Below are 24593 nucleotides of genomic sequence, written 5' to 3' on the forward strand. Positions count from 1 at the left end.
CGCGGCATGGGTGCCCTGGCCGAGAAGATGGGCTTGCGGTGGGTGGAGTTCTCGGTGGAGCGATGTGTGGCGACCATGCCGGTCGAGGGGAACACCCAGCCGGTCGGGCTGCTTCATGGCGGCGCGTACGTCGTGCTCGGCGAATCGCTCGGGTCCATGGCCGCCAACCTGCACGCCGGCCCCGGCCGCCTCGCGGTGGGGATCGACATCAATGCGACCCACACGCGCTCGGCCACCCGCGGCATCGTCACCGGCGTCTGCACGCCGATCCACCTCGGACGCAGCATGACGGTGCACGAGATCGTCGTCTCCGACGATCAGGGGCGCCGCTGCTCGACCATCCGCATCACCAACATGATCAAGGACCTGCCGGCCGGAGGCTGACAGGTCCTCGAGAACCTTCGCGGGTGCGGCGTCGCCGCCCGATCAGGACTTCTTGGGCGCGAGCTGCTCGATGATCGCCTTGGCGACGTCCTGCATCGTGAGACGGCGGTCCATCGACGCCTTCTGGATCCATCGGAACGCCTCGGGCTCCGACAGACCCATCTTCTCGTTGAGCAGGCCCTTGGCCCGGTCGACGAGCTTGCGGGTCTCGAAGCGCTCGACCATGTCGGCGACCTCGGCCTCGAGCGTGATGATCTGCTCGTGACGGGCCAGCGCGATCTCGATCGCCGGGAGCAGATCATTGGGCGTGAACGGCTTGACGACGTACGCCAGGGCGCCGGCCTCGCTGGCGCGCTCGACGAGCTCCTTCTGGCTGAACGCGGTGAGCAGCACGACCGGGGCGATGTTGTTCTTGTGCAGCTTCTCGGCCGCGCTGATGCCATCGAGCTGGGGCATCTTCACGTCCATGATGACGAGGTCGGGACGCAGCTCGGTGGCGAGCTGGACAGCCGTCTCGCCGTCTCCGGCCTCTCCCACGACGTCGAAGCCGTTGTCGCGGAGGATCTCGACGATGTCGAGGCGGATCAGCGACTCGTCCTCGGCGACGACGACGCGTCGGGGTGCGGATGCCGTGGGCTGCTCAGGCTGTTCTTCGGTCACCCGTCCATCCTACGGGAGACTCGCCCCTGCCCGGAGGAAGCGCGTGCGCATGGGCCGGCGGATGCGCATGGCTGCGCTACAGTCGAAGACGCAACACACGAGCCGGCGTGGCGGAATGGCAGACGCGGAGCACTCAAAATGCTTTGTCCGAGAGGACGTGTGGGTTCGAGTCCCACCGCCGGCACCGAGAAACGACGCCCTTTCGTCGCGACCGGCCGTCACTCGACAGGGCCGCTGCGCAGGATCTCGCGCGGCGCCCGGCCACGCGGCTGGGTCGGCGCCGGTCCGGGATCGGCCAGCGGCGGAGTCGTCAGGCGCACGGGATCGCCCGGCTGCAACACCACCTCGCGGCCGAAGTGGCGGATCGTCAGCGGCACCTCCCCCTCGAGTGAGTACAGGGTCGCGTCCGCAGACACCTCGACTCGAAGGATGTCGCCGTCCACCCGGATGCCGAACGCCAGCCCGGTCATGGGCGCCGCGAGGCGAGGGGTGAACGACAGGCCGTCCGCGTCCTCGCGCATTCCCCCGAATCCACGGATGAGGGCCGTCCACACTCCGCCGAGTGCGGCGATGTGCAGACCGTCATCGATGTCGTCGCGCAGATCGTCGAGATCGATCGTCGCCGCCTCGGTGAGGTAATCCATCGCGAGGTCGAGATGACCCACCCACGCCGCGATGACCGCCTGCGCCGAGGCCGACAGCGACGAGTCCCGCACGGTCAGCTGCTCGTAGTAGGCGAACGCGCGTGCCGTCTGCTCCGGCGTGAAGCACTCGTGCGCGAACTGCAGTGCGAGGACGAGGTCCGCCTGCTTCACGACCTGCTTGCGGTACAGATCGAAGTAGGGGAAATGCGCCTGCAGGGGGTACTGCCCCGGCTCCGTTCCCTCGAAATCCCAGCGCGCGTGCTCCGTGAACCCCGCGGACTGCTGATGCACCCCGCGGCGGGCGTCGAACGGGATCACCACGGCGTCCGCCGCGCCTTGCCAGCTCTCGACCTCCGCGTCATCCACTGCGAACGCGCGCGCCCGGTCCGGATGGCGACGCGCGGCGTCCGCAGCGCCGCGCAGATTCTGCTGCGCCATCAGGTTCGTGAAGGCGTTGTCGTCGACGATCGCGGTGTACTCGTCGGGCCCCGTGACACCGTCGATGTGGAAGCCGCCGTCGAGGTCCCACCGCCCGAGCGCCATCCACAGTCGCGCGGTCTCCACCAGCAGCTCCACGCCGATCTCCCGCTCGAGGTGGGTGTCACCGGTCACGCGGACGTGCGCGACGAGCGCGGCCGCGACGTCGGCGTTGATGTGGAAGGCGGCGGTGCTCGCCGGCCAGTACCCTGACGCCTCCTTGCCGTCGATGGTGCGCCAGGCGAACGCCGCTCCTCCCAGGTGCAGGTGCTCGGCGCGGGCGCGCGCGTCATCAAGTGTGGCGTGCCGCCATCGCAGCGCCTCGCGCGCGGCATCCGGTGCGACGTGGCTGAGGACGGGCACCACGAACGAGTCCGCATCCCAGAAGATGTGCCCCTGATAGCCGGGGCCGGTCAGTCCTTTGCCGGGGATGGAACGCCCCTCGAGCCGGGCGGCGGACTGCAGCACCTGGAACAGGGCGAATCGCGCCGCCTGCTGCAGTCGCGGAGCGCCCTCGATCCGCACGTCGGCGATCGACCAGAACGCGGTGAGGTAGGCCTCCTGCTCGGCGAGAAGACCGTTCCATCCGAGTTCGCCCCCGGCCGCGACCGCCGCCTCGACCCGATCACGCAGAGCCGCGTCAGTCAGCGACGCGGACCACTCGTGCCCCACGATCTTGGTGAAGCGCAGACTCTCGCCCTTCGCGAGGTGGGCGCCGATGGTGGTGCGAGCGAGGTCCTCGGACGTTTCCACGACGACCGTCGCGTCGCCGTCGCCGAGGTCGTGCGTCATCGACACGGCCACGCCGATCCCGCTGCCCTTGGTCCGGTGCAGCAGCGTCGCTCCCCGATCCGTCGCGAAGCGATCGACCGCTTCGAGCGGGTGCCGCAGCGGGCCCTGGACACGCTCGTCGGGGTGGACTTCCGGCAGGGGCTCGTTGGCGACGATGTCCGACAGCGCGGTGACCGCGATCGGGCCACCGAGCGCGGTCACCTCGTACTGCACGGCAGCCACGGCGCGGTGCGTCAGCGAGACCAGGCGCTCGGACACGAGATGGAGGGAACGGCCGCTCGGAGCGGTCCACTCGACCTCTCGGCGCAGCGTCCCCGTGCGGAAGTCGAGGATCTGCTCATGACGCTCGAGCCGCCCCGTGCGGATGTCGAACGGCTCGTCATCCACGAGCAGGCGGATGATGCTGCCGTCGGGGACGTTGATGACGCTCTGCCCGCTGTCGGGATAGCCGTACCCGTCCTCGGCGTACGGCATCGGGTGCACCTCGAAGACGCCGTTGAGGTACGTCCCCGGCACGGCGCAGGGATCACCCTCATCCAGAGTGCCACGCCACCCCAGGTGGCCGTTCGACAGCGCGAAGACGGATTCCCGGCGCGCCTGTGCCTCGTCGGTCCATGCCGACCAGCCGACGCTCCACGGTGCGAGGTCGAAGCTGCGGTGCGGGTCCATTCTCTGCTCCTCCCGTGCCTTGGGTGTGGCGAAGGGGCGAGGTGGTCACCTCGCCCCTTCGTGGAACGCGATCAGGCGCGCGATTTGTACACGGGCGCCGCTCCGCCGACGGCGTCGCCGACCTTGTGCACGCGGATGTCGTTCGTGGAGCCGATGATCCCGGGAGGCGAACCGGAGATCACCACGACCTTGTCGCCTTCCTCGGCCAGTCCTTCACCGAGCAGATAGTCGTCCACCTGGTGGTACATCGCATCGGTGTGCTCGACCAGGTCGACGAGCCGCGACTGCAGACCCCAGGTCAGCGCCATGCGGCGGCGAATGGCGGGCTCGGGCGTGAAGGCCAGCATCGGGATGCGGGAGCGCAGCCGCGACAGGCGGCGCGCCGAGTCACCCGACTGCGTGAACACGCAGAGGAACTTCGCCTCCACGAACTCGGCGACCTCGAGAGCGGCGAGCGTGATCGCGCCACCCTGGGTGCGCGGCTTGTTCGTCAGCGGCTGGATTCGCTCCAGACCGTGCTCCTCGGTCGACTCGATGATGCGCGCCATCGTCTCGACGACGACGACCGGGTAGTCGCCCACGCTCGTCTCGCCCGAGAGCATCACGGCGTCCGCACCGTCGAGGACGGCGTTGGCGACATCCGAGGTCTCGGCGCGCGTCGGCACCGGGCTCGAGATCATCGATTCGAGCATCTGGGTCGCCACGATGACCGGCTTGGCGTTGCGGCGTGCGAGCTCCACCGCGCGCTTCTGCACGATCGGCACGGCCTCGAGCGGCAGCTCGACGCCCAGGTCGCCACGGGCGACCATGATGCCGTCGAAGGCGTCGACGATCTCCTCGAGAGCGTCCACCGCCTGCGGCTTCTCGACCTTGGCGATGACAGGGACGCGCACGCCCTCCTCGGCCATGATCTCGTGCACGCGCTCGACATCGCTCGCGTTGCGGACGAAGGACAGCGCGATGATGTCCGCACCCGTGCGCAGGCCCCAGCGCAGGTCGTCCTCGTCCTTCTCGCTGAGCGCCGGCACGTTCACGGCGACGCCCGGGAGGTTGATGCCCTTGTTGTTGGACACCGCACCGGCGACGACCACCCGCGTGGTGACGACGGTTCCGTCGGTCGAGATCACCTCGACGCGCACCTTGCCGTCGTCGATCAGCAGGAAGTCGCCCGGCTTCACGTCCTGCGGCAGGCCCTTGAAGGTCGTGCCGCAGATCTCGCGGTTGCCGGTGATCTCCTCGGTGGTGATCTTGAACACATTGCCGACGGCGAGCTCGTACGGACCGTCCTCGAACCGACCGAGACGGATCTTCGGACCCTGCAGGTCGACGAGCACCGCGACCGCCCGGCCCGCGTCCTCGGCGGCGCGGCGGACGTTGGCGTAGTTCGCCTCGTGCACCGAGTAGTCGCCGTGGCTGAGGTTGAGCCGTGCGACGTCCACTCCCGCCTCGATCAGGGCACGGACCGTTTCATAGGTCGAGGTTGCAGGCCCGAGCGTGGCCACGATTTTCGCGCGTCTCAACGGCTTCTCCAGGGTGAGAGGGGGAAAGGGGACTTGGCGACGCTGCCGCGCTCAGCCTACGCGGGCTGGACGCTGAGCGCGACATCCGTGGGCGTCACGGGAGCGGGCAGCACCGTGGAGCCCATCAGGTGCCTGTCGATGGCGGATGCCGCGGCGCGGCCTTCGGCGATGGCCCACACGATCAGCGACTGACCGCGTCCGGCATCCCCCGCGACGAACACGCCCTGCTCGGACGTGGTGTAGTCACCGTCGCGGACGAAGGCGCCACGGTCGGAGGTCGCAGGCCGGGTGTCGCCGCCGAACGTCGACGTCTCGGGACCGGTGAAGCCCATCGCGATCAGCACGAGATCCGCTGGGATCTCACGCTCGGTGCCGCTCTTGGGCACGCGCCGGCCATCGATGAACTCGGTCTCGGCGACGCGCACCGCCCGCACTGCTCCGGCAGCGTCGGCGAGGAACTCGACGGTGGACGCCAGGTAATGACGCTCTCCGCCCTCCTCGTGCGCCGACTGCACCTCGAAGAGGGTCGGCATGGTCGGCCAGGGCTGGTGGTCGGCACGCTCGGCGCCGGGCTGACGCCCGATCGCGAGGTTCGTGACGCTCAGCGCGCCCTGACGGTGAGCCGTGCCGATGCAGTCGGCGCCGGTGTCGCCGCCGCCGATGACGACGACGTGCTTGCCCTCGGCCGTGATCTGGTTCGGGACGTCATCGCCCGCGACGGCCTTGTTCGATTCGACGAGGTACTCCATCGCGAAGTGCACGCCGGGCAGGTCGCGCCCCGGGATCGGCAGGTCGCGGGGAACGGTCGATCCTGTCGCCAGGAGGACGGCGTCGTAACGCGCGCGCAGGTCGTCCCAGCTGATGTCGACGCCGATCTCCACGCCGGCACGGAACCGCGTTCCCTCGGCCTGCATCTGACGCAGACGCTCCTCGAGATGGCGCTTCTCCATCTTGAAGTCGGGGATGCCGTACCGCAGCAGCCCGCCGATGCGGTCGTCGCGTTCGTAGACGACCACGGTGTGGCCGGCCCGGGTGAGCTGCTGTGCGGCGGCGAGCCCCGCCGGACCCGACCCGACGACGGCGACCGTCTTGCCGCTCAGCCGCTGCGGCGGCTGCGGCTCGACCCATCCCCGTGCGAAGGCCTCGTCGATGATCGAGACCTCGACCTGCTTGATGGTCACGGCAGGCTGGTTGATGCCGAGAACGCAGGCGCTCTCACACGGTGCCGGGCAGAGCCGGCCGGTGAACTCGGGGAAGTTGTTCGTCGCGTGCAGACGATCGATCGCGGCGCGGCCCTCACCGCGCCACGTCAGATCGTTCCACTCGGGGATGAGGTTGCCCAGCGGGCATCCGGAATGGCAGAACGGCACACCGCAGTCCATACAGCGACCGGCCTGGCGCTTCAGCACCGCACGATCGCCCGGCTCATAGACCTCTTTCCAGTCCATGATGCGCACCGGAACGGGGCGGCGTGCGGGGAGCTCGCGTTCGGTCGTCTTCAGAAAGCCCTTGGGGTCAGCCACCGGTCACCTCCAGGATCCGGTTCCAGACGGCTTCGCCGTCGGGGTCGATGCCCGCCGCCTCCGCCTCCTGGCGCATGGTGCGCACAGCGGCGAAGTCGCGCGGCAGCACCTTGGTGAATTCGTTCTGAGCGGCGTCGAAGTCCTCGAGGATCGCGGACGCCAGTGGCGAAGCGGTGCGCTCGACGTGCTCGATGAGCAGGCTGCGGAGCACCTCGACGTCGGCGCGATCCAGCGGCCCGAGCACCAGCTCGCCGCTCGACAGCGCTTCGGCGTTCACCCGCGCGGAGCTGAGGCCGCGGATGTAGGCGACGCCTCCCGACATGCCGGCACCGAGGTTCCGGCCGGTGTCGCCGAGGATCACCGCCGTGCCGCCGGTCATGTACTCCAGCGCGTGGTCGCCCACGCCCTCGACGACCGCGGTCGCTCCCGAGTTGCGCACCAGGAACCGCTCACCGACGACGCCGGAGATGAACATGGTGCCCGCGGTCGCACCGTAGCCGATGACGTTGCCGGCGATCACGTTGCGGTGCGGCTCGAAGACGGATGCGCGCGACGGACGGATGGTGATGTCACCGCCCGACAGTCCCTTGCCGACGTAGTCGTTCGCATCGCCCTCCAGCCGCAGGGCGATGCCGGACGGCAGGAAGGCGCCCAGCGACTGCCCGGCCGTGCCGTGCAGTGTGACGTCGATCGTCTCCCTGGCCAGTCCCTGCGCGCCGTACCTCGTCGTGACGTGGTGGCCGAGCATCGTGCCCACGGCCCGTTCGGTGTTGCGGATCGGCAGCTCGATGACCACGGGTGATCCGCTGTCCAGCGCCTCGGCGGACATCTCGATGAGCGTCGTGTCGAAGTGCCTGCCGAGCTCGTGGTCCTGTTCCCGCCCGCTGCGACGCGGCTCGCCGGCCGGGAAGACGGGTCCCTCGAGGATCGGCGTCAGATCGAGCCCGTCGGCCTTCCAGTGCCGGATGGCCGCATCCGTGCGCAGCAGCTCGGCGCGGCCGATGATCTCGTCGAGCGAGCGGTAGCCGAGTTCGGCGAGGATCTCCCGCACCTCCTCGGCGATGAACTCCATGAAGTTCACCACGAACTCCGGCTTGCCGGTGAAACGCTCGCGCAGCAGAGGGTTCTGCGTGGCGACGCCGACCGGGCAGGTGTCCAGGTGGCACACGCGCATCATGATGCAGCCGCTCACCACCAGCGGTGCGGTGGCGAATCCGAACTCCTCAGCGCCCAGAAGCGCGCCGATGATGACGTCTCGGCCGGTCTTGAGCTGACCGTCCACCTGCACGACCACCCGGTCGCGCATCCCGTTGAGCATGAGCGTCTGCTGCGTCTCGGCGAGCCCGAGCTCCCACGGCGTACCGGCGTGCTTCAGCGAGTTCATCGGGCTCGCCCCGGTGCCGCCGTCGTGACCCGACACGAGCACCACGTCGCTGAGCGCCTTCGCCACGCCTGCGGCGACCGCGCCGATGCCGGACTGGCTGACCAGCTTGGTGTGGATCCGCGCCTTCGGGTTGGCCCGCTTGAGGTCGAAGATCAGCTGCTTGAGATCCTCGATCGAGTAGATGTCGTGGTGCGGCGGCGGAGAGATCAGCCCGACGCCCGGGGTCGCGTGGCGCGTGCGCGCGACCCACGGATACACCTTCTGCGGCGGCAGCTGACCGCCCTCACCGGGCTTGGCACCCTGGGCGAGCTTGATCTGCAGATCGTCGGCCTCGGTGAGGTACTGACTGGTCACGCCGAACCGCCCGGAGGCGACCTGCTTGATCGCGCTGCGGCGCTCAGGATCGACCAGGCGCTCGGGGTCCTCTCCTCCTTCGCCGGTGTTCGACTTCGCGCCGAGCCGGTTCATCGCGATCGCCAGCGTCTCGTGCGCCTCCTGCGAGATCGAGCCATAGCTCATCGCACCGGTCGAGAATCGCTTCACGATCGCGCTGACCGGTTCCACCTCGTCGAGCGGCACGGGCGGCCGCTCCCCGGTGCGCAGCTCGAGCAGACCGCGCAGCGTCTTCAGTTCGCGTGCTTGGTCGTCGACGAGCGCGGTGTACTCGCGGAAGATGTCGTAGCGGCGGGTGCGCGTCGAGTGCTGGAGGCGGAACACGGTCTCCGGGTTGAACAGGTGCGGCGATCCGTCGCGGCGCCACTGGTACTCGCCGCCGGTCCAGAGCCGCTCGTGGGCTCGTGCCGCGGAGTCCTCCGGGTAGGCGAAGTCGTGACGCGCCTGGTTCTCGGCGAACACGTCCTGGATGCCGATGCCGCCGAGCTTGGTCTCGGTGCCGGTGAAGTACGCGTCGACGAACTCCTGGCTGAGACCGACGGCCTCGAACACCTGGGCGCCGGCGTACGACGACACCGTCGAGATGCCCATCTTCGACATGATCTTCAGCACGCCCTTGCCGAGAGCGTAGATGAGGTTGCGCACCGCCTTCTCCGGGTTCACACCGGTGATGTATCCGGTGCGCACCAGGTGCTCGACGGTCTCCATCGCCAGGTACGGGTTCACGGCGGAGGCGCCGTAGCCGATCAGCGTCGCCACGTGGTGCACCTCGCGCACATCGCCCGCCTCGACGATCAGGCCGACCTTCATGCGGTTCTCGTTGCGGATGAGGTGATGGTGGACGGCTGCGACCATGAGCAGCGACGGGATGGGCACGAGGTCCTTGTTCGAGTCGCGGTCGGAGAGGATGATCAGCTCCGCGCCGCGTTCGATCGCCGCATCCACCTCGGCGCACATCTCCTCGAGGCGCTCCTGCATCGTGTGCGCGCCCGCGTCGAAGTGGTAGAGCCCGCGGATGGTCGCGCTGGACCGCCCGGGCAGGGCACGGTCGATGTGCCGGATCTTGGCGAGCTCGTCGTTGTCGATCACGGGGAAGTCGAGCGTGACGGTGCGCGCGTGCTCCGGCCCCCAGTCGAGCAGATTGCGCTCCGGTCCGAGGCCGAGTCGCAGGCTGGTGACGACCTCTTCGCGGATGGCGTCGAGCGGCGGGTTGGTCACCTGCGCGAACTGCTGCACGAAGTAGTCGAAGAGCAGGCGGGGGCGCTCGCTGAGCACCGCGATCGGTGTGTCGCTGCCCATGGCGCCGAGCGGCTCGGCCCCGTTCTGCCCCATCGGGGTGAGCAGGATGCGCACCTCCTCCTCGGTGTAGCCGAAGGTGCGCTGCCGGCGGGTGATCGACGCGGCGGGGTGCACGATGTGCTCGCGCTCCGGCAGGTCCGCCAGCCGGACGGCGCCGCCGTCGAGCCATTCCCGCCACGGGTGCATGGTCGCGAGTTCGCGCTTGATCTCGTCGTCCTCCACGATGCGGCCCTGTGCGGTGTCGACGAGAAACATCCGGCCCGGCTGCAGACGGCCACGGCGCTTGATGCGCTCCGGCGCGAACTCCAGCACGCCGGTCTCACTGCCGATGACGACGAGGCCGTCGGTGGTCTCGGTCCAGCGCCCCGGGCGCAGACCGTTGCGATCGAGGGTGGCGCCCACCTGAGTGCCGTCGGTGAAGATGAGCGCGGCCGGCCCGTCCCACGGCTCCATCTGGTTCGCGTGGTACTCGTAGAACGCGCGCAGATCGGGGTCGATGTCGGCCTGCTTCTCCCATGCCTCGGGCACCATCATCATCACGGCGTGGGGCAGGCTGCGCCCGGTGAGCGTCAGCAGCTCGAGCACCTCGTCGAACGAGGCCGAGTCACTGGCGCCCGGCGTGCAGATCGGCAGCAGCGGGCGGATATCGCCGAGCAGCTCGGACGCGAGCTGCGACTGACGGGCACGCATCCAGTTGCGGTTGCCGCCGACGGTGTTGATCTCACCGTTGTGCGCGAGCATCCGCAGCGGCTGCGCGAGCGGCCATGACGGGAACGTGTTCGTCGAGTACCGGGAGTGCACCACCGCGAGCTCGGACGCGAAGCGCTCGTCCTGCAGGTCGGGATAGAACGGCTCCAGCTGCAGGGTGGTCACCATGCCCTTGTAGCCGAGCGTGCGGGCCGACAGCGAGACGAAGTAAGCGCCCAGCTCGTGACCCGCGCGCTTGCGGAGGCGGTAGGCGATGCGGTCGAGGACCAGTGGCGACGAGGCGTCGCGTGCGCCGCTGCCCGGACGCGTGAGGAAGAGCTGCTCGAACGCAGGGCGCGCCTCGTCGGCGAGCTTGCCCAGGTTCTCGTTCGCGGTGGGGACGACGCGCCAGCCGAGGACGACGAGGCCCTCTTCGGCGGCGATGCGCTCGATGCCGGCCTTCTGCTCGCGGCGGGCGCTCGACTCCCGGGGGAGGAACGCGAGGCCTGCGGCGTACTCACCGAGGGGCGGGAGGTCGAAGTCCGTCACCGCCCGGAGGAAGGCGTCCGGCATCTGCGTGAGGATGCCTGCGCCGTCACCGGTGCCGGCGTCAGAGCCGATCGCACCGCGGTGTTCCAGGTTGCGCAGCGCTTCGAGCGCCAGCGCGATGATGTCGTGGCCGGGTTCCCCGCGGAGCGTTGCGACCATGGCCAGGCCGCAGGCGTCCTTCTCGTGGGCGGGGTTGTACATCCCCTGCTTCGGGGGGTAGGCGCCGGAGGCGCCGTAGGGAGGCTGGAAGTACACCAGTCACCGTCCTCAGATCTCGATGAACCCGGGGGACGACGTTGGCCCGCTCGTTCAGTGTGATGGTTCTCTCGCGACGCGAGACGGCTATCGGGCGCCGTCCCCGCTCGAGGGAGCGGTGCTTGTGGCGGATGCTCCTGCGGCGACTTCGTCGATCGGAGGCTCGCTCACGTCGACGTACTCGCTGGGATTGTCCTGCGATTGTACATCGTCGCCGGCGGGCACTCGCCCCGGCACGTAGGGCGACGGCTCGACGCCGGTGTGGCGGCGGGTCTGCACGATGACGATCACGATGCCGACGATCACGCCGATGATCGCGGCCCAGACGTTGCTGCGCAGGCCGAGGATGACCTCGCTGGGGTCGATGCGGATGGACTCCCAGAGGATGCGGCCGGCGCTGTACCAGATCAGGTAGACGGCGAACAGTCGGCCCCACTGGAAGTACAGCTTGCGGCTCAGCCAGAGGAGCACGAGCACGCCGAGACCGTTCCAGACGACCTCGTACAGGAACGTCGGGTGGAACAGTGTGCCCTCCTCGAGCCCGGCGGGGAAGGCGGGGTTGGTGGACTCGATCTCGAGGCCCCACGGCAGGTCGGTGGGCAGGCCGAACAGCTCGTGGTTGAACCAGTTGCCGAAGCGGCCCATGGCCTGCGCGAGCAGCAGTCCGGGTGCGAGGGCGTCGGCGAACGTCCAGAACCGGATGCCGGTCCAGCGGCATCCCAGCCATGCGCCCACCGCGCCGCCGAGCAGCGCACCGAAGATGGCGATGCCGCCCTCCCAGATCGCCCAGACCGAGCCCGGCTCGAACGGGTTCCAGGTGTTCTTGCCCGGGCCGAAGTAGAAGTTCGGGTGGGTGAGCACGTGGAAGATGCGCGCACCGATGATCGCGATCGGCACGGCGAGGATCGCGATGTCGATCACGACCCACTTCTCGGCGCCACGCCGGGTGAGGCGGTGGTTCGTGAGCAGCACCGCCGCGATGATGCCCGCGATGATGCACAGCGCGTAGAAGTGAATCCGCAGGTTCCAGGAGAACAGCGGGATGTCGATGTAGCTGACCGGCGGGCTCGGGATGCTGGTGAGCACGCCCGAGAAGGTGCTGTGAAGCGCGAGGGACATGAGAGTGAGTCTAGTTTCCTGTGTCGAATCGCGCCGACGGCGTGCCGCCGGCGAGTGCTCGGGTGGTTTCGGCGAGGCGATCCAGGCCGCCGTCGCGGAGCGCCCGGACGAGCGCGGTGCCGACGATCGCACCGTCGGCGTAGTCGATGACTCCGGCGATCTGCTCGGCGGTCGAGATGCCGATGCCGACGCAGGCGCGAGCCGCTCCCCTGGCGCGAAGGCGGTCGACCAGTGTGCGCGCCGCCTGATCGAGCGCGGTCCGCTCGCCGGTGATGCCCATCGTCGAGACCGTGTAGACGAACCCGGTCGACGAGGAGATCACCAGGTCGAGGCGCTCATCGGTCGAGGTCGGTGCGGCCAGGAAGATGCGGTCGAGTCCGGTGCGCTCGCTGGCGGCGACCCACTCCCCCGCGGCTTCGGGCGTGATGTCGGGCGTGATCAGGCCGGCGCCGCCCGCGGCGAGCAGGTCGTCCGCGTAGCGGTCGACGCCGTACTGCAGCACGGGGTTCCAGTAGGTCATCACCACGACGGGCACGTCGACCTGGTCGCTGATCGCCTTCACCGCGGTGAAGAGGTCGCGCATCCGGAAGCCGTTCGCGAGGGCCTGCTGGGTGGCCTCCTGGATGATCGCGCCGTCCATCACCGGGTCGGAGTACGGCGGGCCGAGCTCGATGATGTCCACGCCGTTGCGCGCGAGGGTGACGGCGGCCTGGATGCTCGTCTCGAGGTCCGGGAAGCCGACCGGCAGGTAGCCGATGAACGCGCCGCGACCCTCGGACTGCGCGCGAGCGATCGCGGCCTCGACGCGCGTCATCCGGCGTTCTCCTCGTCGTACAGGTGGAAGTAGCGCGCCGCGGTGTCCATGTCCTTGTCTCCACGGCCCGAGAGGCACACGGCGATGATGCCGTCGGGGCCGAGCTCGCGGCCCAGGCGCACGGCACCGGCGAGGGCGTGCGCCGATTCGATCGCCGGGATGATGCCCTCGGTGCGGCTGAGCAGGCGCAGCGCCTGCATGGCCTCGTCGTCGGTGGCCGGGACGTACTCGGCGCGACCGATGTCGGCCAGCCAGGAGTGCTCAGGGCCGACCCCGGGATAGTCCAGGCCCGCGGAGATCGAGTGCGACTCGGTGGTCTGACCGTCTTCGTCCTGCAGCACGTAGGTCCGTGCTCCGTGCAGCACGCCGGGCCGACCGCGCTCGATCGACGCCGCGTGCCTCGGAGTGTCGACACCGTCGCCGGCGGCCTCGACGCCGTATAGCTTCACCGCGTCGTCGTCGAGGAAGGCGTCGAACATGCCGATGGCGTTGGACCCTCCGCCGACGCAGGCCACGACTGCATCCGGGAGGCGCCCGGCCTCGGCGAGCAGCTGCTCGCGGGCCTCCTCTCCGATGATCTTCTGGAAGTCGCGCACCATGGCGGGGAACGGATGCGGACCCGCCGCGGTGCCGAAGATGTAGTTGGTGGTCTCGACGGTCGCGACCCAGTCGCGGTAGGCGTCGTTGATGGCGTCCTTCAGGGTGCGCGACCCCGTCGTCACCGCGACGACCTCAGCACCCAGCAGTCGCATGCGCGCGACATTCAGCGCCTGCCGCTCGGTGTCCACCTCGCCCATGTAGATCGTGCAGTCCAGGCCGAACAGCGCGGCGGCGGTGGCGGTGGCGACGCCGTGCTGGCCGGCGCCCGTCTCGGCGATCACGCGGGTCTTGCCGAGGCGCTTGGTGAGCAGCGCCTGGCCGAGCACGTTGTTGATCTTGTGCGACCCGGTGTGGTTGAGGTCCTCGCGCTTGAGGAACACGCGCGCGCCACCGGCGTGCTCGGCGAAGCGGGGCACCTCGGTGATCGGCGAAGGGCGCCCTGCGTAGGAGTGCAGCAGCTCGGCGAGCTCATCGCGGAACACCGGGTCGGCGATGACATCCTCGTAGGCGGCCGTCAGCTCATCGATCGCGGCGATCAGCGATTCGGGCATGTAGCGGCCGCCGAAATCACCGAAGAACGGCCCGTGCTGGTCGCGAAGACTCACGTCGATTCCTTCCGTGCTCGAACCGGGGTCGAGCCTGCCTCGAGAAAGCCGTGCAGAGTGGTCACCGGGTCTCCGGTGACCAGCGCCTCGCCGATGAGCACCACGTCAGCTCCTGCTTCGCGGTAGCGACGAACGTCGTCGGGTGCGAGCACGGCGGACTCCGCCACCCGGATCGCCGTGTCGGGGATGCGCTCGGACAGTCGGGCGAACAGGTCACGATCGAGTTCGAGCGTCTTCAGGTCGCGGGCGTTCACGCCGATCAGCGTGGCGCCCAGATCGATCGCCACCTCCAGCTCCTCGGCGGAGTGGGTCTCGATCAGCGGCGTCATTCCCAGCTGCAGGATCAGCGCATGCAGGTCCGCCAGCACGCGCGGCTGCAGGCCGGCGACGATCAGCAGGGCGAGATCGGCGCCCGCGGCACGCGCCTCGAACACCTGGTACGGCGTGGCGATGAAGTCCTTGCGCAGCACCGGCACGTCGACCCGGGCAGTGACGGCTTCGAGATCGCTCAGGCTGCCGCCGAAGCGCCGCCCCTCGGTCAGCACGCTGATGGCGGACGCTCCGCCCTGCTCGTACAGCGACGCCTGCAGCGCGGGATCGGGGATCTCGGCCAGCGCGCCGCGGGACGGGCTCGCGCGCTTGACCTCGGCGATGATCTTGACCCGGTCGGCGGGCGCCAGCGCCGCGAGGGCGTCGCGTGCCGCGGGGCGGGCCAGCGCATCGCGCTCCACCTCGGCGAGCGGACGCGAGACCGCTCGCCGTTCGGCGTCTTCGACCGCGCCGGCCGTCAGGTCGGCGAGGACCATCAGTGCGCCTTCGGCGCGTACTTCGGGCCCTTCACTCCGTAACCGGCCTTCGCGAGCGCCCAGCCCACGATCGCGCCGATCACGATGACCGCCGCCGAGATCCATACGCCGACGGGCTGGTTGATGCAGAAGAACACGGTGCCGGCGGTGAAGCCGACGAGCATGATGATCACGGCCGTCCAGGCAGCAGGCGAGTGTCCGTGTCCGGGGTCGGTGATCGGGTTGGCCATGTTCTCCTCCAGGAAGCTCAGCGTCGGGTTCAGTCTATCGGGGTCGGTCCGTCGGATCGTCGCCATGGGACAGCTCGTCCCAGGAGTCGACGGGATCCAGCGGGCCGGCGGTGTGCACATGCGACGCGGAAGCCGTGCGGTAGCGCCGTCCCCCCGTCTTCCACCGCCGCGCGGAGACGACGGTGAGCACGGATGCCGCGAGCAGCACGATCCAGCACACCAGTGCCACGGACGGCCACGGGGATGGTTCGATGCGAGCGACGATCTCACCGATCGCCTGCTCCCCCGCCAGACCGGTGGCGTCGGTGACGGCCGCCGTCACGGCGGACTGCGGCGGCGCGGCGATCAGCGGGACGGTGCCGAGGATGAGAACGACCGCGGCACCGGCCCCCAGTGCGGCGAACACGTGACGCAGCACCAGCCCGGTCATCGCCAGCACGGCGCCGAGAGCGAGCACGGCGAGCGACAGCGGGGCGAGCAGCGGCACGATGTCGGCGCCGGCGACGGCCAGCGGCTCACCGGCATCCGCGCGCTGCACGGTGAGCCAGGTCTGCGTCGAGGAGATGATGCCGACACCGCCCGCGAGAAGGAAGCCGAGCACGCAGATGCTCCGGCCGCGACGGAGGATGCTCATCGGTCGTCCGCCGACGGCACGGTGAGCTCGCGTCCGTCGAAGCAGGTTCGGGTGCCGGTGTGGCAGGCGGGACCGTGCTGGTCGACGGCGAGGAGGATGGTGTCGCCGTCGCAGTCGACAGAGACGCCGTGCACACGCTGCGTGTTGCCGGAGGTGTCGCCCTTGCGCCAGTACTCCTGCCGTGACCGCGACCAGTAGACGGCGCGCCCTCCGCTGAGCGTGCGACGCAGCGCTTCGGCATCCATCCACGCGAGCATGAGCACCTCTCGCGTGTCGAACTGCTGCACCACCACGGGCGCCAGTCCGTCGGCGTTCCAGGCGACGCGGGCGACGTCGTCGTCGAGCGTGCTCATCGCACCACCACCCTCGCAGCGCGCAGGGCGTCCTTGACGTCGCCGACGGTGAGCTGTCCGCTGTGGAACACGCTGGCGGCGAGCACCGCATCCGCACCCGCCGCGATCGCCGGTGCGAAATGCTCCGCAGCTCCCGCGCCACCGGACGCGATCACCGGCACCGACGACAATTCCCTCATGAGTCCGACCAGCTCGAGGTCGAAGCCGTCCTTGGTGCCGTCGGCGTCGATCGAGTTGACCAGCAGCTCGCCCGCGCCGCGCTCGATGGCCTCGCGCGCCCAGTCCAGCGCGTCCAGGGTCGTCCGGGTGCGTCCGCCGTGGGTGGTCACGACGAAGCCGGAGCGGGTGCTGCTCGCGCGCGTGACGTCGAGCGACAGGACGAGCACCTGGGCGCCGAAGCGGTCGGCGATCTCCTCGATCAGCGCCGGCCGCGCGATCGCCGCGGAGTTGACGCCGACCTTGTCGGCGCCGACCGACAGCAGCCGGGCGACGTCGTCGACGCCGCGCACTCCCCCGCCGACCGTCAGCGGGACGAAGACCTTCTCGGCGGTGCGCTGCACGACGTCGTAGGTGGTGGCGCGGGCGTCGACCGTGGCGGTGACATCGAGGAACGTGATCTCGTCGGCGCCCTGCGCGGCGTAGTGCGCGGCGAGCTCGACCGGATCTCCCATGTCGCGCAGATCCTTGAAGTTCACGCCCTTCACGACGCGCCCGGCGGCGACGTCCAGACAGGGGATGACGCGTGCGGCGAGCGTCATCAGAGCCTCGCCGCGTGGATCGCGGTGACCAGGATCGCACGGGCGCCGAGGGCGTACAGGTCGTCCATCACCCGGTTCATCCCGCGTCGGGGGATCATCACCCGCACGGCCACCCAGCCGGCGTCGCGCAGCGGCGAGATCGTCGCGGATTCGCGGCCCGGCGAGATCTTGACCGCCTCGTCGACGAGTTCCGCGGGCAGGTCGTAGTCCAGCAGCACGTACTGGCGGGCCACCATCACGCCGCGCAGCCGGCGCAGCAGCGTGTCGGTGCCCTCCGGCTCGCCGGGGCGGCTGATCAGCACGGCCTCCGACTCGATGATCACGGGCCCGAAGATCTCCAGGCCCGCCTGACGCAGCGTCGTTCCCGTCTCCACGACGTCGGCGATCACGTCGGCGACGCCCAGGCGCACGGCCGACTCCACCGCGCCGTCCAGCGAGACCAGCTCGGCCTCGACGCCGTGCTCGCGCAGGAAGTCGTCGACCAGTCCGGGATAGGCGGACGCCACGCGAACGCCGTGCAGCTCGTCGATCGTGCTGAACCGTCCGGGAGGGCCGGCGAAGCGGAACGTCGAGCGCGCGAACCCGAGCTGCTCGATCTCGCGGGCGTCGTCCTGGCGCACGTCGCGCAGCAGGTCCCGGCCGGTGATGCCGACGTCGAGGGCGCCGGACGCCACGTAGGTGGCGATGTCCCGGGGGCGGAGGTAGAAGAACTCGACGCCGTTGTCGGCGTCGACGACGTGCAGGGTCTTGGCATCGCGTCGGCCGGTGTAGCCGGCCTCCGCGAGCATCTCGGCAGCGGTCTCGGAGAGCGAGCCCTTGTTCGGAACGGCGATGCGCAGCATGAGGGTCTTTCGGATCGAACGGTCTGGGACGGGATGCGTCACAGATGTCGGTAGACGTCCTCCAGGCTCAGACCCTTGGCGAGCATCATCACCTGCAGGTGGTACAACAGCTGCGAGATCTCCTCGGCGGCGTTCTCACTCGACTCGTACTCGGCGGCCATCCACACTTCGGCGGCCTCTTCGACGATCTTCTTGCCGATCGCGTGCACACCACGGTCCAGCTGCGCCACCGTGCCCGAGCCCTCGGGCCGGGTCTGCGCGGTGCTCTGGAGCTCGGCGAACAGCTCGTCGAATGTCTTCACGATTCCAGGCTAGCCGCTCTGGCGCGCTCCCGGAGACGGGTGACGGCGGCCGCGACGTCGTCGGCGCCGTAGACGGCGGAACCGGCGACGAAGGTGTCCGCCCCGGCCTCGGCGGCCTGGGCGATGGTGTCCTCGGAGACGCCGCCGTCGACCTGCAGCCAGACGTCGGATCCCCGTCGGCGGGCCTCGTCTCGCAGGGCACGCAGCTTGGGCATGGTCTCAGCCATGAAGCCCTGTCCCCCGAACCCGGGCTCGACGGTCATCACCAGGATCTGGTCGAACTCGTCGAGGATGTCGTACAGTGCCTCCCCCGCCGTTCCCGGCTTGACGGCCACGCCCGCCCGCGCGCCGATGCCGCGCAGTCGCCGGGCGAGCGTCACCGGATCCGTCGCGGCCTCGAGGTGGAAGGTGACGCTGGCCGCACCCAGCTCGGCGTACCCGGGTGCCCACCGGTCGGGGTCTGTGATCATCAGGTGCACGTCGAGCGGGATGGGGCTGGTCGCCTGGATCCGTTCCACCATCTGCGGTCCGAAGGTGAGGTTCGGCACGAAGTGGTTGTCCATCACGTCGACGTGGACGAAGTCCGCCGTGGCGATGCGCGCCAGATCGGCCTGCATGTTCACGAAGTCGGCAGCGAGGATGCTCGGGTTGATGCGCGGAGCCTCGGGGAGGCCTGCGGTGTGGTCGACGGAACCGCTCACGGTGTCATCCTTCCTTCGGGATGCGCTGCAGCAGCGCGAGGAACATAGCGTCGGTGCCGTGCCGGTGCGGCCAGAGCTGTACGCGGTCGCCGTCGCCGGCCAGGTCGATGGGCGAGACGGCGAGCTCGGTCACGACGGCCTTGGCGTCGAGCTCGGAGACGTCGTCGCGCCGGCGCAGCACGTCGTCGACCACCCCGCCGGTCTCGGCGAGATGCGGGGAGCACGTGACGTAGGCGACGATCCCGCCGGGCGCGAGGGCGTCGACCGCGGCATCCAGCAGCTGCGTCTGCAGGGGCACGAGCTCGGCGACGTCGGCGGGCGACTTGCGCCAGCGCGCCTCGGGGCGGCGGCGCAGGGCGCCGAGACCGGTGCACGGGGCGTCGACGAGGATGCGGTCGAACGCCCCCGGATGCTGCGCGGCGAGCTCCCGGCCGTCCCGTTCGTGGACGGGGACGTCGATCGGCAGCGGCCGCACCGCGTTGCGCACCAGCCCTGCGCGTGCGGGCACGACCTCGTTGGCTTCGAGGCGGGCTCCGTCGCGGTGCGCCAGCGCGCCGAGCAGCGCCGTCTTTCCGCCGGGTCCGGCGCACAGATCGAGCCACCGCTCCCCTGCTCGCACGGGCAGCGCGGCTGCGAGAGCGAGTGCCACCAGCTGCGAGCCCTCGTCCTGCACGCGGACGAGGCCGCCGGCACGCTCGATCGCCTGACGCGGATCGCCACCGGGTGAGCCGAAGGCGGTGGGAGCGTAGAGTCGGGCGGGCGCGCCGCGCTCGGCGAGGCCCGGCAGGGCTGCGAGCGTGACCTCGGGTGAGGCGTTGTCCGCCTCGAGGAGGGCATCGAGCTCGTCGGCGCGGCCCTCCGCCGCGAGGGAGCGTCGCAGGGCTCGGATCACCCACACGGGGTGTGCGGTGCGCAGTGCCAAGCGCTCATCATCGGACCGGGCGGTGTCTTCGATGCGCTGCTGCCAGGTCTGCGCATCATCGCGGCCGATGCGGCGAAGCACGGCGTTGGCGAAGCCGGATGCCCCGCGCCCCACCTCCGCGGCGACGAGGTTGACCGATTCGTTCACGGCGGCGTGCGGCGCCACGCGCGTGGCGAGCAGCTGGTGCGTCCCCAGACGCAGGGCGTCGAGCACAGCGGGATCGATCTGGTCGACCGGCCGACCCGCGGCGAGACCGATCACCGCGTCGTAGCTGCCGCGGCGGCGAAGAGTTCCGTATGCCAGCTCTGTGGCCAGCGCGGCGTCCTGCGCATCCAGCCGCGCCTCGCCGATGAGCGTCGGAAGCAGCAGGTTGGCGTAGGCGTCCGAGGCGGACACGGCCCTGATCACGTCGTACGCCACCCAGCGCGCCGGCTGCACCGTGCGCGAGCGCGGGCTACCGCCACCGCGAACGCCGCGAGCCGGCTGCCTCGGGTCACGGCTCATGCGCCGCTCCCACCGCTGCCGAGCACGGTCGTCTCGTCGGCGCGCAGCCCGCGCCACCAGTCGGTGGCCGCCATCGCGCCCTTGCCGGCGGGCTGCACTCGGGTCACGGCGAGAGGTGCCGTCGCCGTCCCGACCAGCAGCGCCGTCTTCGTGGCGCGCAGGTGGCCGGGCTCGAGCGGAGCGTCGTTCGACGGTGCTGCGGCGAGCACCTTGAGCCGATCGCCGGCGATCGTGGTGTGGGCGCCGGGTTCGGGGGTGACGCCGCGGAAGCGGGCGAACACCTCGGCGAGCGGCGCGGTCCAGTCGAGCAGGCCGTCCTGCAGCGTGAGCTTGGGGGCGAGCGTCGGGACACCGTGCTGCGGCACCGCGACCGCCGACCCGTCCGCTATTCCGCTGACCACGTCGCGGGTGAGCGATGCACCCTCCTCGGCGAAGATGCCGAGCACGTCGTCCGCCGTCGCCGCGGACGGCACGGAGACCGGCGTGGAGGCGAACAGGTCTCCGGCGTCGAGGGCGGGTACCAGCTGGAACACGCTGACCCCCATCTCGGTGTCACCGGCGATCAGCGCGTGCTGGACGGGTGCGGCGCCCCGCCATCGTGGCAGCAGCGAGAAGTGCAGGTTGATCCAGCCGTGCGACGGTGCCGACAGCAGCGGCTCCCGCACCAGGCCGCCGTAGGCGACGATCACCCCCAGATCCGCGTGCAGTGCGGTGATGCGCGCCGTCACGTCGCCGTCGAGACGAGCGGTCTTGATCACCGGCATCCCGAGCTCCTCGGCGGCGACGGCCACCGGTGACGGCGTGAGGACCCGCTTGCGGCCGAGGGGCGCGTCGGGACGGGTGACGACCGCGACGATCTCGTGCTCGGTGGCGAGTTCGCGCAGGGCGGGCACCGCGACGGCGGGGGTGCCGGCGAAGACGAGGCGCATGAAGGTACTCCGGAGGGTCGAGTGTCAGAGCTCTGGTTCGAGGATATCGAGGTGCACCGAGAGCGAGGCCCGCACGCGGCCCCGGCCGCGGCGGTTCTGCGCGGCATCCGCGACGACCACGGCGCGCAGGGCCGAAGCGACGGCGCTGCCGTGCGCGTAGCCGAAGCGCACCAGCGCACGTACCCGACCGTCGTCGTCGAGCGGTACAGGGCCGAGCACGGCCGGTCCGGTCACCCCGAGCGGCTTCAGCGCGTCCAGAGCGCGCTGCACGGATGCCGGCTGACCGTCGATCTGCGCGACGCGGGCGGTCGGCGGCATGTGCAGTGGGGCGCGCGCCTCGAGCTCACTGCGCGCGTAGCCGGAGTGGCTCCAGGTCGCCAGCGCCTTGGCGACCGGCCCGTTCACGCCGACGAGGTGGACGGGCGCGCCCTGCGCCGCGAGGGCGGCGGCGTTCGACCACCAGCGCAGGCATGACTCGCCGATGCGCAGCTCCGGTGCCTGCAGCATGCGTGCACCGTCGAGCAGGATCACCGCTCGATAGCCGGCCGGTGCGAGCGGTTCCGCACCGCGGGTGGCGACGACGAGGGCCGGCTTGTCGTCGACGCTCGTCACCGGGTGAGAGCCGTCTGAGACGATGACCCGCACCCCGGGGAACGCTCTGCCCAGTTCGTCGGCGGTGCGCTCCGTGCCCGACGACGCCAGTCGCACCTGCGTGGATGAGCATTCGCCGCAGTGCCACGCGTTCGCCCCGCGGCCGCACCATCCGCATACCGGGACGGCGCCTCGGCGACGGGCTCCGAGTGGTCCGCCGCAGTGCGCGCAGCGCGCGGGGTTACGGCACTGCGCACAGACCAGCGACGGTGCGAAACCGGGTCGGGCGACCTGCACGAGCACGGGCCCGTCCTCGGCGGCGGCGCGCGCCGCGGCGAAGGCGCTGGACGGCACCCGCTGGGTGGTGTGCTCCAGCTCCTGGGGCGTGCTCAGCACCACGCGGGGCGAGGTGCGTCGGGTGGCCGTCACCTCGGTGAGCCAGCCGTGCTGCACGAGTCGCTCGGTCTCGCTGGTGCGGGTGTGCCCCGCCAGCAGCAGAGCGCTGCCCTCCTGCTCCCGGCGCACCAGCGCGGCATCGCGGGCGTGCACATACGGAGACAGCGGCTCGGCGAGCAGAGGGTCGCCGTCGTCCCACAGCGCCACCAGCCCGGCGCGCACCGGCGAGTACACCGCCGAGCGGTTGCCGACGACGACGCACGGCGCCGCGTCCAGGGTGCGCAGAAAAGCACGGTAGCGGTCGGGATTGGGCTGGCGCGCGTCGAGGCGGATCAGCGCGTCGGCGGGAAGCAGTCGCTGCAGGGCGGTGAGCAGCAGCTCCTGGTCGCGGTGATCGGGCACCACGAGCACGCTCGAGGCGCCGTCGGCGAGGGTGACGGCGGCCGCCGATGCCAGCAGGTGCGCCCACCGCGGCAGGCCGGCGTCGAGGCCGGGAACGGCCTCCACCGCGGCGCGCCCCCGGTCATCGAGAAGCTGCTGCAGGCCACCGTACTGCGCGATGACCTCGCGCGCGGCGCTGACCGCCGCGGCCTCGGGCCGCGTCGCCTCTTCGACCGGTCGCCACGCCTTCTCGACACGCACCTGTCGCTTGGGGATCACGAGTCGGAGCACGTCGGATGCGGCGCCCGCGGCGCGGTCGGCCACCCGGCGCGCGAGCCGGTACAGCCGCTCCGGAAGCACCGGGACGGGTGACACGACCGCCTCGACATCGGACAGCGGGCGCGTGGCATCCTGCTCGTCGTCGATCTCGACGATGTAGCCGTCGATCACGCGCCCTGCGGTGCGCAGCGGCGCCTTGATGCGCACTCCGAGGGGAACGTCGCCGAACGCGTCGGGAAGGGCATAGTCGAACAGCCGATCCAGCTGCGGCAGCGGCGAGTCGATGAGCACGCGGGCGATGCGCCGGCCCCCGTCGGTCATCCGGGCCTCAGACTCCGGCGGCGCGGCGCAGGTCCTCGGCCCGGTCGGTGCGCTCCCAGGTGAAGTCGGGCAGCTCGCGACCGAAGTGGCCGTACGCCGCGGTCTGAGCGTAGATCGGACGCAGCAGGTCGAGCTCCTCGATGATCGCCTGCGGTCGCAGGTCGAACACCTCCGTGATGGCCCCGGTGATCGTCTCGTCCGACACGCGGCCGGTGCCGAAGGTCTCGACGTACAGTCCGACCGGGCGCGCCACGCCGATCGCGTAGGCGACCTGCACCTCGGCGCGCTCGGCCAGGCCGGCGGCCACCACGTTCTTGGCGACCCATCGCATCGCGTACGCACCGGAGCGGTCCACCTTCGACGGGTCCTTGCCGCTGAACGCGCCGCCGCCGTGCCGGGCGGCTCCGCCGTACGTGTCGATGATGATCTTGCGCCCGGTCAGCCCGGCGTCGCCCTTCGGACCGCCGGTGACGAAGGGCCCCGCGGGATTGATGTAGTACTTCAGGTCATCGGCGAGGTCGAGTCCGGTCTGCGCCAGCACGGGATCGATGACCGTCTCGCGCACCAGTGCCTGCAGCTCGTCCTGCGAGACGTCCGGGTGGTGCTGGGTCGAGAGCACGACGGCGTCCACGGTCTTCGGGGTGAAGCCGTCGTAACCGAGGGTCACCTGGGTCTTGCCGTCCGGGCGCAGGAAGTCGAGCTCGCCCGAGCGGCGCACCTCGGTGAGGCGCTCGGCGATGCGGTGCGCGGTCCACGCGGCCATCGGCATGAGCTGCGGGGTCTCGCTCGTAGCGAAGCCGAACATGATGCCCTGGTCGCCGGCGCCGAGTTCGTCGCGCGGGTCGGTGGAACCCCCGTCGCGCCGCTCCTGGGCCCGGTCGACGCCGTGCGCGATGTCCGAGGACTGCTCCCCCACCGACACGCTCACGCCGCAGGACGAGCCGTCGAAGCCGGTGTCGCTCGAGGTGTACCCGATGCCGTTGACGACGTCGCGCACGATGGTGGGGATGTCGACGTACCCTTCGGTGCGGATCTCGCCCGCCACGTGCACGAGACCGGTGGTGACGAGCGTCTCGACGGCGACCCGCGAACCTCGATCGACGGCGAGCAGGCCATCGAGGATGCTGTCCGAGATCTGATCGCAGATCTTGTCGGGGTGGCCTTCGGTGACGGACTCGGACGTGAACAGGCGCAGGGCGCTCATCGGTGCTCCAACGGTCGGGGTCGGGCGGAGCCGGCGGGCTCGACGCCAGTGTGCAGGAAGCCGCCG

At 70.5% G+C, this 24593-nt stretch carries 21 protein-coding genes and 1 tRNA gene; 2 read left to right on the plus strand and 20 right to left on the minus strand.

The window, feature by feature from the left end:
* Positions 1-6 precede the first annotated feature (6 nt).
* Positions 7-384, plus strand: a complete 378-nt coding sequence (locus ACFWH5_RS09235; protein ID WP_378834797.1) for a hotdog fold thioesterase — start codon at positions 7-9, stop codon at positions 382-384.
* 42 nt (positions 385-426) lie between these two features.
* On the opposite strand, the gene ACFWH5_RS09240 is transcribed toward ACFWH5_RS09235, so the two are convergent.
* Entirely contained in the window at positions 427-1044 is a 618-nt protein-coding gene (locus tag ACFWH5_RS09240; RefSeq protein WP_309129233.1) for a response regulator, read from the minus strand.
* Positions 1045-1145: 101 nt separating this feature from the next.
* Here ACFWH5_RS09240 and ACFWH5_RS09245 point away from each other — a divergent pair.
* Positions 1146-1228, plus strand: a tRNA-Leu gene (locus tag ACFWH5_RS09245).
* A gap of 34 nt (positions 1229-1262) precedes the next feature.
* Here ACFWH5_RS09245 and ACFWH5_RS09250 read toward each other — a convergent pair.
* The 19 genes from ACFWH5_RS09250 to metK all read right to left on the minus strand — a co-directional run bounded on the left by ACFWH5_RS09250 (position 1263) and on the right by metK (position 24527).
* A complete protein-coding gene (locus ACFWH5_RS09250) occupies positions 1263-3626 on the minus strand; it encodes a glycoside hydrolase family 65 protein (RefSeq protein WP_378834162.1) in 2364 nt (787 codons plus the stop codon).
* A gap of 71 nt (positions 3627-3697) precedes the next feature.
* Positions 3698-5146: a pyruvate kinase gene (pyk, locus tag ACFWH5_RS09255; RefSeq protein WP_378834163.1), complete on the minus strand. Its 1449-nt coding sequence runs from the start codon at positions 5144-5146 to the stop codon at positions 3698-3700.
* Positions 5147-5202: 56 nt separating this feature from the next.
* Entirely contained in the window at positions 5203-6669 is a 1467-nt protein-coding gene (locus ACFWH5_RS09260) for a glutamate synthase subunit beta (protein ID WP_378834164.1), read from the minus strand.
* A complete protein-coding gene (gltB, locus tag ACFWH5_RS09265) occupies positions 6662-11182 on the minus strand; it encodes a glutamate synthase large subunit (RefSeq protein WP_378834798.1) in 4521 nt (1506 codons plus the stop codon). Before gltB ends, ACFWH5_RS09260 begins: the two co-directional genes overlap by 8 nt.
* Positions 11183-11323: 141 nt before the next feature.
* Positions 11324-12355 (minus strand): prolipoprotein diacylglyceryl transferase, encoded by a 1032-nt coding sequence (lgt, locus tag ACFWH5_RS09270; RefSeq protein WP_378834166.1) that lies wholly within the window; start codon positions 12353-12355, stop codon positions 11324-11326.
* Between the two features lie 10 nt (positions 12356-12365).
* On the minus strand, positions 12366-13169 hold the full coding sequence (gene trpA / locus ACFWH5_RS09275; RefSeq protein WP_378834167.1) for a tryptophan synthase subunit alpha: 804 nt from the start codon (positions 13167-13169) through the stop codon (positions 12366-12368).
* Entirely contained in the window at positions 13166-14374 is a 1209-nt protein-coding gene (gene trpB / locus ACFWH5_RS09280; RefSeq protein ID WP_378834168.1) for a tryptophan synthase subunit beta, read from the minus strand. Before trpB ends, trpA begins: the two co-directional genes overlap by 4 nt.
* Positions 14371-15180 (minus strand): indole-3-glycerol phosphate synthase TrpC, encoded by an 810-nt coding sequence (gene trpC / locus ACFWH5_RS09285; RefSeq protein ID WP_378834169.1) that lies wholly within the window; start codon positions 15178-15180, stop codon positions 14371-14373. Before trpC ends, trpB begins: the two co-directional genes overlap by 4 nt.
* The gene (locus tag ACFWH5_RS09290) at positions 15180-15410 is read right to left on the minus strand and encodes an HGxxPAAW family protein (RefSeq protein ID WP_378834799.1); all 231 of its coding nucleotides are present in this window, start codon (positions 15408-15410) and stop codon (positions 15180-15182) included. The genes trpC and ACFWH5_RS09290 overlap by 1 nt, the downstream gene beginning before the upstream one ends.
* A gap of 34 nt (positions 15411-15444) precedes the next feature.
* Positions 15445-16044, minus strand: a complete 600-nt coding sequence (locus ACFWH5_RS09295) for a Trp biosynthesis-associated membrane protein (RefSeq protein WP_378834170.1) — start codon at positions 16042-16044, stop codon at positions 15445-15447.
* Positions 16041-16397 (minus strand): phosphoribosyl-AMP cyclohydrolase, encoded by a 357-nt coding sequence (gene hisI, locus ACFWH5_RS09300; protein WP_378834172.1) that lies wholly within the window; start codon positions 16395-16397, stop codon positions 16041-16043. The genes ACFWH5_RS09295 and hisI overlap by 4 nt, the downstream gene beginning before the upstream one ends.
* Positions 16394-17155, minus strand: coding sequence for an imidazole glycerol phosphate synthase subunit HisF (gene hisF / locus ACFWH5_RS09305; RefSeq protein ID WP_378834173.1), 762 nt, complete (start codon positions 17153-17155; stop codon positions 16394-16396). Before hisF ends, hisI begins: the two co-directional genes overlap by 4 nt.
* Positions 17155-17997 (minus strand): ATP phosphoribosyltransferase, encoded by an 843-nt coding sequence (gene hisG / locus ACFWH5_RS09310; protein ID WP_378834174.1) that lies wholly within the window; start codon positions 17995-17997, stop codon positions 17155-17157. The genes hisF and hisG overlap by 1 nt, the downstream gene beginning before the upstream one ends.
* 38 nt (positions 17998-18035) lie before the next feature.
* The gene (locus ACFWH5_RS09315) at positions 18036-18299 is read right to left on the minus strand and encodes a phosphoribosyl-ATP diphosphatase (protein ID WP_378834175.1); all 264 of its coding nucleotides are present in this window, start codon (positions 18297-18299) and stop codon (positions 18036-18038) included.
* The gene (rpe, locus tag ACFWH5_RS09320) at positions 18296-19000 is read right to left on the minus strand and encodes a ribulose-phosphate 3-epimerase (RefSeq protein WP_378834176.1); all 705 of its coding nucleotides are present in this window, start codon (positions 18998-19000) and stop codon (positions 18296-18298) included. The genes ACFWH5_RS09315 and rpe overlap by 4 nt, the downstream gene beginning before the upstream one ends.
* A 4-nt stretch (positions 19001-19004) precedes the next feature.
* Entirely contained in the window at positions 19005-20426 is a 1422-nt protein-coding gene (locus ACFWH5_RS09325; protein WP_378834178.1) for an RsmB/NOP family class I SAM-dependent RNA methyltransferase, read from the minus strand.
* On the minus strand, positions 20423-21355 hold the full coding sequence (fmt, locus tag ACFWH5_RS09330) for a methionyl-tRNA formyltransferase (RefSeq protein ID WP_378834180.1): 933 nt from the start codon (positions 21353-21355) through the stop codon (positions 20423-20425). The genes ACFWH5_RS09325 and fmt overlap by 4 nt, the downstream gene beginning before the upstream one ends.
* A 24-nt stretch (positions 21356-21379) precedes the next feature.
* Positions 21380-23323: a primosomal protein N' gene (locus ACFWH5_RS09335; RefSeq protein ID WP_378834181.1), complete on the minus strand. Its 1944-nt coding sequence runs from the start codon at positions 23321-23323 to the stop codon at positions 21380-21382.
* Between the two features lie 7 nt (positions 23324-23330).
* Positions 23331-24527 (minus strand): methionine adenosyltransferase, encoded by a 1197-nt coding sequence (gene metK / locus ACFWH5_RS09340; protein ID WP_378834182.1) that lies wholly within the window; start codon positions 24525-24527, stop codon positions 23331-23333.
* Positions 24528-24593 lie beyond the last annotated feature (66 nt).

Source organism: Microbacterium sp. NPDC058345, from assembly GCF_042723855.1.
Classification (GTDB): domain Bacteria; phylum Actinomycetota; class Actinomycetes; order Actinomycetales; family Microbacteriaceae; genus Microbacterium.

What these genes read in the sequence shown, in the direction of transcription:
- ACFWH5_RS09295 (WP_378834170.1), bottom strand. Translation starts at nt 16,044, where the DNA reads ATGAGCATCCTCCGTCGCGGCCGGAGCATCTGCGTGCTCGGCTTCCTT.
- gltB (WP_378834798.1), bottom strand. Translation starts at nt 11,182, where the DNA reads ATGTACAACCCCGCCCACGAGAAGGACGCCTGCGGCCTGGCCATGGTC.
- ACFWH5_RS09335 (WP_378834181.1), bottom strand. Translation starts at nt 23,323, where the DNA reads ATGACCGACGGGGGCCGGCGCATCGCCCGCGTGCTCATCGACTCGCCG.
- lgt (WP_378834166.1), bottom strand. Translation starts at nt 12,355, where the DNA reads ATGTCCCTCGCGCTTCACAGCACCTTCTCGGGCGTGCTCACCAGCATC.
- ACFWH5_RS09250 (WP_378834162.1), bottom strand. Translation starts at nt 3,626, where the DNA reads ATGGACCCGCACCGCAGCTTCGACCTCGCACCGTGGAGCGTCGGCTGG.
- fmt (WP_378834180.1), bottom strand. Translation starts at nt 21,355, where the DNA reads ATGCGCCTCGTCTTCGCCGGCACCCCCGCCGTCGCGGTGCCCGCCCTG.
- trpA (WP_378834167.1), bottom strand. Translation starts at nt 13,169, where the DNA reads ATGACGCGCGTCGAGGCCGCGATCGCTCGCGCGCAGTCCGAGGGTCGC.
- hisF (WP_378834173.1), bottom strand. Translation starts at nt 17,155, where the DNA reads ATGACGCTCGCCGCACGCGTCATCCCCTGTCTGGACGTCGCCGCCGGG.
- ACFWH5_RS09325 (WP_378834178.1), bottom strand. Translation starts at nt 20,426, where the DNA reads ATGAGCCGTGACCCGAGGCAGCCGGCTCGCGGCGTTCGCGGTGGCGGT.
- metK (WP_378834182.1), bottom strand. Translation starts at nt 24,527, where the DNA reads ATGAGCGCCCTGCGCCTGTTCACGTCCGAGTCCGTCACCGAAGGCCAC.
- hisI (WP_378834172.1), bottom strand. Translation starts at nt 16,397, where the DNA reads ATGAGCACGCTCGACGACGACGTCGCCCGCGTCGCCTGGAACGCCGAC.
- ACFWH5_RS09235 (WP_378834797.1), top strand. Translation starts at nt 7, where the DNA reads ATGGGTGCCCTGGCCGAGAAGATGGGCTTGCGGTGGGTGGAGTTCTCG.
- ACFWH5_RS09290 (WP_378834799.1), bottom strand. Translation starts at nt 15,410, where the DNA reads ATGGCCAACCCGATCACCGACCCCGGACACGGACACTCGCCTGCTGCC.
- trpC (WP_378834169.1), bottom strand. Translation starts at nt 15,180, where the DNA reads ATGGTCCTCGCCGACCTGACGGCCGGCGCGGTCGAAGACGCCGAACGG.
- hisG (WP_378834174.1), bottom strand. Translation starts at nt 17,997, where the DNA reads ATGCTGCGCATCGCCGTTCCGAACAAGGGCTCGCTCTCCGAGACCGCT.